This window comes from Dietzia timorensis, from assembly GCF_020742175.1.
GTDB lineage: Bacteria > Actinomycetota > Actinomycetes > Mycobacteriales > Mycobacteriaceae > Dietzia > Dietzia timorensis_A.
In genome coordinates, this window is sequence record NZ_DYXM01000253.1 from 1 (window position 1) to 10,919 (window position 10,919).

Sequence of the window (10,919 nt, forward strand, 5' to 3'; positions counted from 1 at the left end):
CGCGTGATGCTTGGTGACGACGGAATCCTCCGACGAGTACAGGAACTTACCGCTCACGGGTAGGAGCCCGTAGCCGCGAACCTGGGGCAGGCCCGCCGACTGGAGCAGCGACAAGGTCCAACCTCCGGCGCCGACGAAAACCCGCCGAGCGCGGATCGTGCCGACCACCTCCCCGTCCTGTGAAGAGCGAAGGGTTGCTCGCCACGAGTGTGCTGCGTCCGACGTCAGACGTGTGACTTCCGTTCCGGTGAGGATGGTGGCCCCGCGCCGGATGGCTGAGTCAAACAGCTGGCGGGTCAGTGTGCCGAAGTCCACGTCGTAGCCACCGGGATGCCATGTGGCCGCGATTGGACCGGCGGCGCGGCCCTCGGTGAGGAGTGGGGCCCATTCGGCAATGCGGTCGCGGTCGATGCTGAACTCGAGATCTTCGAAGCCGGGAAGGCCGCGAAGCGCCGCGTGGCGTTTGCGGAGGAAGGTCGAGTCTTGTTCTCCGGTCACGAAAGACATGTGCGGGACCGAGGTGAGGAAGCTGTCCAGCGACCCGAGAATGCCTTCTTTTGACCAGTGTTTCCAGGCGGCGAGGTTGTCGGCAAACTGGCGGTTCATCGTCTCGGCCTTGCGGGTGTCGATCTCGCCGGTAGGGAGTTCGGGCGTGTAATTGAGCTCGCACAACCCGGCGTGGCCGGTGCCCGCGTTATGGAATGCGGATGAAGATTCTGCGGCGAGTTCGTCGAGCCGTTCGATAACGGTGACGTGAAAGTCGGGCTCGCGGTCGAGAATCATGTGCACGGCGGTGGCGGACATGATGCCGCCACCGATGAGAAGGACGTCGGTCGAGCTTGATTGTGTATTCACGGTGCCTCCGTCGAATGGGATCGCTTCTACGATGAGCCCGCGCAATTCATTCCGTCCATAGCGCTATCGGATAGATACAATCCGGATATGGAACAGTTTCTATCCGCCGAGGCCGAGCAGCTTTTACCGCTTCTCGCCGCCTTCGACGCGCTGGCGACGGAGGGCACGGTGACGGGTGCTGCCGCCGCGATGGGTGTACCGCAATCGTCGCTTTCTCGAAGGCTGCGGACGGTCGAAAGCGTGCTTGGTGTTCCACTGGTCCAACGGGTGGGCAGGGGAATCGAGCTCACGCCACAAGGGCGTGAGTTCCATGTCCGCACGCGCGGACTGCTTCGCTCCCTGGACGAGACGATCGGAGCATTGTCCAGAGATGCTGATCCGGAGGAAGGGCTGGTCCGGTTCGGGTTCCCACTTTCGCTTTCGCCGCTCAGCGTTCCCGGAGTGCTGGCGGCGTTTCATTCCCGGTATCCCAAAATCCGCCTTCACGTCGTGCAGGGGTACGGAGAAGAACTTGTAAAACAGTTGCGCACCGGCCAACTCGACCTTGCGATCGTCATCCCTGCGTCCAACGAGGTGCCTACGTCGATTCTCGGCTACCAGTCGATCGACTGTTATGTATCGAAAACCCACCGCCTGGCGGGGAGAACCTCGGTGTCGTTGAGCGAACTGAAGGATGAGACCTTCATCGCAAACCCGCGAAGCTATCATCTCCGGCGAATGATCGACATGTGGTGCAAAGACGCAGGTTTCGTGCCGAATGTCCCCTTCGAGATCACCGAGTTCGACACCATTCGAGCGCTGACTGCGCAGGGGCTCGGAGTTGCGCTGCTTCCGCCGCCGGAATCGGACATCTCCGGTCTTGTGAGGATTCCACTGCTGAGCAAGTGCACGAGAACTGTCGGTCTCAGCGCAGCGATCGACGAACCGACTATTCCGGTGCGAAGGCTCCATCACTTCCTATCGACGCACAGCGAGGCGCTCGGAGGCGCGATCGACGCAGCCCCGTAAGAGCGATTCGAGCATGAAGGTCGTCATATATATCCACGAAGCGTAGACAGGGGGCATGAGCACTTTCGCAGTCAATAATCCCAGCACCGGACAGCAAGAAGGCAGCTTCGAGCGCATCAATGACTCGGATCGGGATGCGATTCTCGACCGCTCGGTCGCGGCCCAGCGGTCGTGGCAGAACACGAGCATCGAGGAGCGCGCGAACATCCTTCGCAAGACCGGTGATCTCTACGAAGAGAAAATCGACGAACTCGCCGACCACATCGGCCGCGAAATGGGAAAGCTCACTTCGTGGGCCAAGGGCGAGCTGCAGATTGTCGTGGGCATCTACCGCTGGTATGCCGACCACGCCGAAGAGCTTCTCGCTCCCGAGGAGCTCGAACCGCAGGGCGCGGAACGGTCGTACGTCGTCAAGGAGCCGCTCGGTCCTCTTCTCGGGATCATGCCGTGGAACTTCCCCTACTACCAGGTCGCCCGGTGGGCCGCCCCGAACCTGCTGCTCGGGAATTCGCTGGTCCTGAAGCACGCCGGCATCTGCCCGTTGTCCTCGCAGGCGTGTGAGGATCTACTCCGAGAGGCCGGGCTTCCGGAGGACGTGTTCCAGAACATCTATGCCTCGGGCTCGCAGATGGATCCGTTCGTCGCGGACAAGCGCATCAAGGGTGTCTCGCTCACCGGTTCGGAACAGGCCGGCGCGGCCGTGGCGAAGACTGCGGGCGAAAATTACAAAAAGTCCCTTCTCGAGCTCGGCGGGAACGACCCGTTCCTCGTGCTCGACGACGACAACCTTGAATGGGTACTCGAGAAGTTCGTGCAGATCCGCATGTACAACACGGGGCAGGCGTGCAACGCGCCAAAGCGTCTGATCGTGCAGTCCGAGTTCTACGACCGCACCGTCGAATACCTGGAAAAGAAGATCGCGGAGCTCACCGTCGGGGCGTACGACGATCCGGACGCTGACGTCGGCCCGCTCAGCTCGATCGGAGCGCGGGACGAAATCGTCGAGCGGCTCGACAAGGCCGCAAGCGAGGGCACGGCGAAAATCCGCGTGGGCGGCAAGAAAATCGATCGCGACGGCGCTTACATGGAGCCGACGCTGCTCACCGACGTCGATCCCTCGAAGGACGTCGGCTGCAACGAGATATTCGGCCCCGTCGCCATCGTGTACAGCGCGGACAGCATCGACGAAGCCGTCCGCATCGCCAACGAGGAATCCGAGTACGGGCTGTCCAGCTCGGTGTGGTCCTCCGATGTCGGTAAGGCGCACGAGGTCGCGGCACGTCTTAAGGACGGTATGACCTTCGTCAACGAGCACGCGGTAACCGCGCCGGGGCTGCCGTTCGGCGGCGTCGGGCGTTCGGGCTACGGCCGTGAACTCGCTCGCTGGGGCGTCGGCGAGTTCGTCAACGACAAGCTCATTCGCATTTCGGATCAGTCGAGCGCCGGCGCTTCACCGGCCTAAGGCCTCGATTTCTTAAAGGGGGAGCGGCGCGAGCGCGCGCCGCTCCCACTTTCAGCTGTCGTGGGGGCTTTAGGCATGACGCAATAAACGGCTCGACACAGCGCGTTGACGTTCTCGACGAGCAACTGGTGGGGAAGAGAGAGTCAGCTGTGACAGGTGGGACGTTAAGGCGATAAACGCAGTTACACGCCGGAAAACTTAATTAACTAAGTTGGTGTTGACACTCTAGTGTGATCCAGGTCATTATATTGAGCCGGCAGTGACGCGCTGGCATGTGTGCAAGGAGACGCACATGGTGAGGGGAATCAAGCGGACCGGGGCGATCGTCGGCAGCGCGGCATTAGCGGCGACCATCGCCCTCGGGCTCGGCGCGGGAACTGCCCAAGCGCAAGCCGCGGGTACGGGCGCAAAGAGCGGCCTGTCGTTCGTTCGAGGGCTCGACAAATCCACCGTCAAGGTCGGCGACGTGGTCGAGGTGACCACGACTCTCAAAAGAGACAACGCCAATTGGTGGCTCGTCCACTGGGTGAAGGACATGCACCCGACGTGTTTCGATTACGTCGACGGATCGGCCACCTGGACGGTATCGGGAAAGACCTACACGCAGGCGACCAAGCCCAATGAAGTGACCGTCACCGACGACGCGGTGCAGATCAACCCGCCAGCGGCAAACTCCTGGGAGCCGCCGGTCGTGATGAAGTCGCGCTACACCGTGAACTGCGGTCCGGGAACGTTCAGTTCAGGCGGCTTCGAGTGGGTAACGACTAATGGAATTGACGGGCACGGCGTGTTCCGCGAGGCCGGCCCGAAGATCACGGTGCAGAAGGGAACGTCCTCGGTATCGCTAGGCACCATCGGCTCCGCTCAGACCGGGGCGAGCAAGGCGCTTAACCTGTTTACCTCCGGCGTGCCGGACGGCGAGACGGTCGGTATCTACGACGGTCAGACCGAGATCGGCCAGGCCACCGTCACCGGCGGGCAGGCGACCTACCAGTGGACCCCGAGCGCCGCGGGAGCGCACTCGATCTCCGCCCGCTACGCCGGAAACACGAAGATCGCCCCCTCGAATTCCCAGGCCCAAACCGTGCAGGTAACCCAGTCGGCGGAGGCTTCCAGCACGACGCTCGACGCGATCTCCGATGCACAGGTCGATAAGCAAACCCTGCTTCGCGCGAGCGTGGCTCCCGCCGCGGCAGGGTCGACCGTCACATTCAAGGTCGACAATGTCGTAGTCGGCGAGTCGCCCGTGGTCGACGGCGTCGCCACATACGGCTGGACGCCCAGCACGACGGGAACGAAGACAGTGGTGGCCGAATACTCCGGCGGCGGAAATATCGCCTCCTCGGTCTCGGAAGCGCAGAGTGTCGCCGTCGGCGAGGCAGACCCGACCATCACCCAGACGAGTACCGCCGTGACCGCTCCCGCCACGGCGAAGACCGACTCCGCCGTCACACTTTCCGCGCAGGTGACCGGCGGGACCGAGGGCACCACGGTGACCTTCAAGTCGGGTGCGACGGTGATCGGCCAGGGCACCGTGGACGCATCAGGTGTCGCGACACTCGAATGGAAGCCCACCGCACCGGGTCGCGTGCTGATCACAGCGGAATACGCCGGTGATACGACAACGGCTGCATCCGCAGGTACGGCCGCCATCGACATCGAAGAGCCGACCGCCCCGGCCGATCCCAACGATCCGGGTGAGCCGGGCGGCGGAAGCCTTCCGGGAGGAAGCTTGTCCGGAAAGAACTCCGCGGCCGGCAGCCTCGGCTCGGTCGGCGAAATGCTCGGTAGCTAAGCAGCAGCTCAACCCGGGCGACGAGACAACGCCCGGATCCACATCATCCCCAGGAAGAAAGAAGACACATGCCCACCCACTCCAGTATCCGCGCAGCGTTGGCCACGGCAGCAGCCGCATCATTCGTGGCGGGCGCCGCGATCGTCGGTCCTTCGGCGGCAGTCGCGTCCGCAGAAACGAACACCGCGAACTGCGCGACATCCCAGACAAAGACGTACAAATGGCCTGGCAGCGCAGGCTTGGAGTACAAGCTGACCAAGGAGGTCGTGGGCAGCGCGAAGGTCGCCCCGGGCGGCACGGTCACCTACCGTACGACGGTCTCGGGGGGAGGGGCGCTGGTCTCAGAGATCATGGACGTTCACCCCGCCGGCTTCGAGCTCAAGGAGGCGCGCGAAAGCGTGTGGAAGCTCGTCGGCGGCCAGAAATGGACGACGGTCACCGACAAGGTACTGAAGGACGCGAATACGAATTCGGTGTCGCGATCTGGCGCCGGCTGGACCACTGTGGGCGGATCATTCGTGGCGCTCGAGACGACATACAAGGTGCCCGATGACGCGGTCCCCGGGGAGGTCTATGACTCAGGAGCTTCGTTTACCACGGTGCTCATCGACGGCAAAAAGACCGCAAACCCCATCGGCACCTGCGTGACAATTCGCGAGCCTAACGCGGTCGAGACCGTGACCGGCAGCCTCGACGACGCCGGGCTGGGCTCCCTGACGAGCGGATCGACCCAGCTGGGCGGCATTTCCAGCGATCCGTCCGGGTTCGTCTCCGATGTCATCAACGGCGTCGACGTCTCCAAGCTCATGGACAGCTGATCCTCGCAACACTCGACCGCGCTCCGGTCGGCCCTCTTCGTGCCCCCGCATCGCCTCGGTGCGGGGGCACAGTTGTGCACGCGAGAGTGCCGGCGCCGATACGCTGAAACGCGACAGAAAAACGGCGCTGCGCGATGAGTGCCGAGGGAGCGATGCTCGTCGAGCGCAAGGGGGTGGCCGGATTGAGCCGAGGCCTGAGGATCGTGGCCGAACGAGGCCTGCCCACAACGATCGCCAATAAACTCCGCGATGGGCTCGAGGCGAAGGTGCGCGAGGACCTCGGCGAGACGATAGATGTCTCCATCGAACAGGGCTCCCTGCTCCTCGATCCCGAGGGCGAGGTGCACCTCGGCGGTTCGGTGCCGAGGAACCGCAAGACCGACGACGTCGTCATCTTCCTCACTGAGATGCCGCGGCTCTGGGGCGGCAAGCCCACCCCCGCCGAGATCGACCTGCAGCGCATGGCGGGCATCATTTCGCTGCCCGCCTGCGGCGTGCGCCGGGTCGCGCGAGTGGTCGAGCGTCTCATCGTCGCCTCCGCCGCCGGGATCATCCGACAGGATATCCACGAGGATCTGCTGTACGCGGTCCAGTCGAAGAATCACCACTGGACCGACGACAGCAGCGGCCAGGCGAAAAGCACCCTGGTCGTCGAGACCCGCTGGGGGTGGGTGCGCACCGTTATCGGGATGATGCGCATCAACCAGCCGTGGAAGCTTGTCGCCTCGCTCAAGGGTGTGATGGCGGCGGCCGTCGCGACTTCCTCGTTCGGCGTGTTCTACACATCCATCTGGCAGATGGCGAGCGTGCTCAGCCCACTGCGCCTGCTGCTCATCAGCGGGTTCTCGGTCGCCGTGATGACCACGTGGCTCATCGCGGCGAACCACTTGTGGGAGACGAAATCGAGCGGCCGTTTCAGCGCCGTGTGGGCGCGGCTCTACAACTCGACGACGATCTTCACCGTGCTCACCGGCGTCGTGTTTATGTACCTCGGTCTGTACGTGGTGACCTTCGTGTCCTCGATGGTGGTGATCGACGAAACATTCCTCACCGAACAGCTTGGCAAGGAAGCCTCGCTCCACGACTACGGCAGCCTCGCCTGGCTATCGACGTCCATGGGCGTTATCGCAGGCGCGCTCGGTTCTAACGCCGACAGCCACGAATCCATCCTCCGGGCGACGTTCGGTCGCCGCGAGCAGGAGCGCCGCAAAACCCTCGACGAGCTCAACCAGGACGAGCAGAACGAGGAGGACATCACCGTCACCAAGGAGGACTTCGAGTAACCGCCGGCGACTCGTCCAACCGGTAGGTCACGCTCTCGCAAGTGGGGATACGCGCGTCCGGCGTCATAGACTGGGGCCATTGGCGACGAGAGCGAGGGGGCTGCCATGGCGACAGAGACGACGAACACGCACATCGATGTGGTGCTCGACTGCGTCCGCGTGGGGGAGGTGCGCCCGCTAGAGCCCGAGGGCCAGCCCTCGGCAATCACCAAGCATGACGTCGGAGGTCCGATTCCGGTGACGACGCTGGGGCTCGGCGGCGACCATCAGGGCGACCATCGCGTGCACGGTGGGCCGGAGAAGGCGCTGCACTACTTCTCCCTCGAGGGCTACGAGAAATTCGCGGCCGCGCTGCCGAACGTGCGCATCGAACCGGGCATGCTCGGGGAGAACTTCCACGGCCGCGGCGCCACCGAGAAGACGGTGTGCGTGGGCGATATCTACCGCATCGGTACCGCGCTGGCGCAGGTCTCGCAGCCGCGCTCGCCGTGCTGGAAGGTCGATAACCTGCTCGGACACATCGGCGCGAACCTCACTCTCGCCGAGCTGCGCTGCCAGGGCTGGTACTTCCGCGTGCTCGAAGAGGGCGAGGTGAGCCCGGGCGATCGGATGACGCTGACCGAGCGCCCCGCGCCCGAGGCGCCTCTCGACCGGCTGCTCGCCGTGCAACAGGAGCTGCGCCCGGACATCGACGAGGTGTTGCTGCTCGCCGATGCCGAAGGTCTTACCGAGAGACTGCGCAAACGCCTTCTCGGACGCGCGAAATGGCTGCAGTCCCACGCCTGAGCGCGCCGCCGATCCGGAAAATTGTGACGAAGGTTACCCATGGAAATCTTCCCCGTTCTGTGACGGCGCCGAGAGTGGCCGCCGGGTGAGCTGTGAACTCCGACGTCATATGCGAGGCGTGGCGCCGGAACTGGGAAAAGTGTGGGCCTGGGAGTGCTGCGTCCCCCGCGCGGGCGATGCCGGCGTGCGACGCGGATCACGTGAGTGTTCGGCTGCGAAATCCAAGAGGCTGCAGAATCCGAATTGTGCATGCAAAATGAATTGTTGCGCTCCTTGTGCAAAGTTTCACCGTGCGTGTACAAATTGGTCCTGTTAGCCCGGGTGCTTGCTCGATCAAGCGATATGCGATCTGGCGACAGGCCGGGGACAGTTCCAATTCAAGGAGCCCACCCTCCATGGCAAAGTTTCTCTACCGCGTAGGTAGATCTGCCTACGCACATCGCTGGCGATTCATCGCCGTGTGGCTTCTCATCGTGGTTGCCGCCGCGACCGCCGCGATGACGCTGAGCAAGCCCACCTCCACCACCTTCTCCATCCCGGGGCTCGAGTCCATCGAGACCCAGGAGGAGATGAGCTCGAAGTTCCCCGGTCAAGAAGACCAGATGGAGGCGCCCGCCGGCCAGGTCGTGGTCAAGGCGCCGGAGGGTAAGACCCTCACCGATCCGGAGGTCTCTGAGCAGGTCACCTCGCTCGTCGACGACCTCAAGACACAGCCGTACCTCACGGGCACAGAGACGCTCGTCGATCCGGCCACCGCGGCCGCGGGAATGGCGCAGCAGCTCGGCGAGGCCAAGGCCGCGCAGAAGCTGCCGCAGGAGCAGATCGACGCAGATATCGCGGCGATGAGCCCCCTCAGCGAGGACAAGCGCACAGGCCTCCTCGACGTCACCTTCGACTCGGAGTCCTCGATGGACATCCCAGCCGAGGACGTCGAGGCGTTCAAGGAGGTCGTGGAGAAGCACGAGTCGTCCGACCTCGAGATCGCCTACTCGGGCAACGCCTTCCAGACCCAGGAAATCGGCGGCGCCGCCGAGCTCATCGGCATCGCCGTGGCCGCGCTGGTCCTCATCATCACGTTCGGTTCGTTCGTGGCCGCAGGAATGCCGCTGCTCACCGGCGTCACGGGCGTCGGGATCGGCATCGCCGGTGTGCTCGCGGCGACCTCGGTCACCGACACCATCAACTCGATGACCCCGACTCTGGCCTCGATGATCGGCCTCGCCGTCGGCATCGACTACGCGCTGTTCATCGTCTCGCGGTTCCGCAGCGAGCTGATCAAACACGTGGACGGCTACGATATTTCGCCGGCCGAACTCGCGAAGCGAATCAAGACCATCGACCGCGCCGAGCGCGCACACATCGCAGGCATGGCCGTCGGCAAGGCGGGCTCGGCCGTGGTCTTCGCCGGCCTCACCGTCGTCATCGCGCTCGTCGCGCTGTCCATCATCAATATCCCGTTCCTGACGGCGATGGCGCTCGCAGCCGCCGTGACGGTCGTGATCGCGGTGCTCGTCGCGCTGACGCTGCTCCCGGCGATCCTCGGCGCGTTCGGCACGAAGGTCTTCGCCGGCCGCGCGCCTGTGGTCAAGGCTCCGGACCCGGAGAACGAGGCGCCGACGGTGGGCCTCAAGTGGGTCCGCCAGATCCGCAAGCGCCCGATCGTGTTCGCCGGTGCCGTGGTCGCGGTGCTCGTGCTGCTCGCACTCCCCGTGGCGCAGCTGCGCCTGGCAATGCCGTCGGACGGCAGCATGAAGCCGGGCAGCCCGAACCGCGTCGCCTACGAGATGATCGAGGAGGGATTCGGCCCGGGACGCAACGCCCCGATGGTCGCGCTCGTCGAGGCCGACGGCAAGAGCCCGGAAGAGGCGATGCCGATCTACGCGAAGGCGGCCATGGAGCTGCAGGACACCGAAGGCGTGTCCAACGCGCAGGTCGCGCAGGTCAGCGAGGACGGCACGGCCGCGCAGGTGATGATCACGCCCGAGGTCGGCGCGACCGACGAGCGTGCCGCGGAGGTGCTCGAGAACATCCGATCCGGCGAGGGCGCATTCCAGTCCGAAACCGGCGCGACGTACGCCGTCACGGGTGTGTCTCCCATCTACGAAGACATCTCCGACCGCCTGTCCGAGGTGCTGATCCCGTACATCGCAATCGTCCTCGTGCTCGCGTTCCTGCTTCTCATGGTGGTGTTCCGCTCGATCCTCGTGCCGCTCGTCGCGGCGCTGGGCTTCGCGCTGTCGGTCGCCGCGACCTTCGGTATCACCGTCGGCCTGTGGCAGGAAGGCTGGGGTGGGATCATCTCCGATCCGCAGCCGATCATCTCCTTCCTCCCGATCATGCTCATCGGCCTCGTGTTCGGCCTGGCCATGGACTACCAGGTGTTCCTGGTCTCGCGAATGCGCGAGGGCTTCGTCCACGGCAAGACTGCGCACAACGCGGTGTCGAACGGCTTCAAGCACGGCGCGCGCGTGGTCACGGCCGCCGCGCTCATCATGATCTCCGTGTTCGCGGCGTTCATGCTCATGGATGAGCCGTTCATCAAGGTGATGGGCTTCGCGCTCGCCGCCGCCGTGTTCCTCGACGCGTTCCTCGTGCGCATGACCCTGATCCCGGCGGTCATGTTCCTGCTCGGAGATTACGCGTGGAAGCTGCCGAAGTGGCTCGACAAGATCCTCCCGCACGTCGATATCGAAGGTGAGACGCTCGTCGAGATCGAGGACGAGCTGTGGCAGAAGAAGCAGTCGGCCGACGCGCAGCGATGAAGAGCCTGCGCGAACGGAAGAAGAGCGAGACGCGCCGCCGCCTGGCGGTGGCGGCCGTCGAGCTCCTCGCCGAAGAGGGCGAGGAGGGCGTGACGATCGCGGCCATCGCGGATCGTGCCGGCGTCTCCACCCGCACCTTCCACAATTATT

General features: G+C 64.3%; 9 protein-coding genes. 8 read left to right on the forward strand and 1 reads right to left on the reverse strand.

Annotated elements, in window-relative coordinates:
- A partial coding sequence (locus K8V11_RS13160; protein WP_303915164.1) for an FAD-dependent oxidoreductase occupies positions 1-855 on the reverse strand: 855 nt, incomplete at its 3' end.
- Between the two features lie 87 nt (positions 856-942).
- Here K8V11_RS13160 and K8V11_RS13165 point away from each other — a divergent pair.
- The 8 genes from K8V11_RS13165 to K8V11_RS13200 all read left to right on the forward strand — a co-directional run.
- Positions 943-1,863, forward strand: a complete 921-nt coding sequence (locus K8V11_RS13165) for a LysR family transcriptional regulator (protein WP_303915167.1) — start codon at positions 943-945, stop codon at positions 1,861-1,863.
- Between the two features lie 55 nt (positions 1,864-1,918).
- Positions 1,919-3,325 (forward strand): NAD-dependent succinate-semialdehyde dehydrogenase, encoded by a 1,407-nt coding sequence (locus K8V11_RS13170; RefSeq protein WP_303915170.1) that lies wholly within the window; start codon positions 1,919-1,921, stop codon positions 3,323-3,325.
- Positions 3,326-3,617: 292 nt separating this feature from the next.
- Positions 3,618-5,120, forward strand: a complete 1,503-nt coding sequence (locus tag K8V11_RS13175) for an Ig-like domain-containing protein (protein ID WP_303915173.1) — start codon at positions 3,618-3,620, stop codon at positions 5,118-5,120.
- A 68-nt stretch (positions 5,121-5,188) separates the two neighbouring features.
- Positions 5,189-5,938, forward strand: coding sequence for a hypothetical protein (locus K8V11_RS13180; RefSeq protein ID WP_303915176.1), 750 nt, complete (start codon positions 5,189-5,191; stop codon positions 5,936-5,938).
- Between the two features lie 134 nt (positions 5,939-6,072).
- Entirely contained in the window at positions 6,073-7,221 is a 1,149-nt protein-coding gene (locus K8V11_RS13185; protein WP_303915179.1) for a hypothetical protein, read from the forward strand.
- A gap of 105 nt (positions 7,222-7,326) precedes the next feature.
- Positions 7,327-8,007: an MOSC domain-containing protein gene (locus K8V11_RS13190; RefSeq protein ID WP_303915181.1), complete on the forward strand. Its 681-nt coding sequence runs from the start codon at positions 7,327-7,329 to the stop codon at positions 8,005-8,007.
- A gap of 395 nt (positions 8,008-8,402) precedes the next feature.
- Positions 8,403-10,769, forward strand: a complete 2,367-nt coding sequence (locus K8V11_RS13195; RefSeq protein WP_303915184.1) for an MMPL family transporter — start codon at positions 8,403-8,405, stop codon at positions 10,767-10,769.
- On the forward strand, positions 10,766-10,919 hold a 154-nt coding region (locus tag K8V11_RS13200; protein ID WP_303915187.1), incomplete at its 3' end, for a TetR family transcriptional regulator. The genes K8V11_RS13195 and K8V11_RS13200, both read left to right, overlap by 4 nt.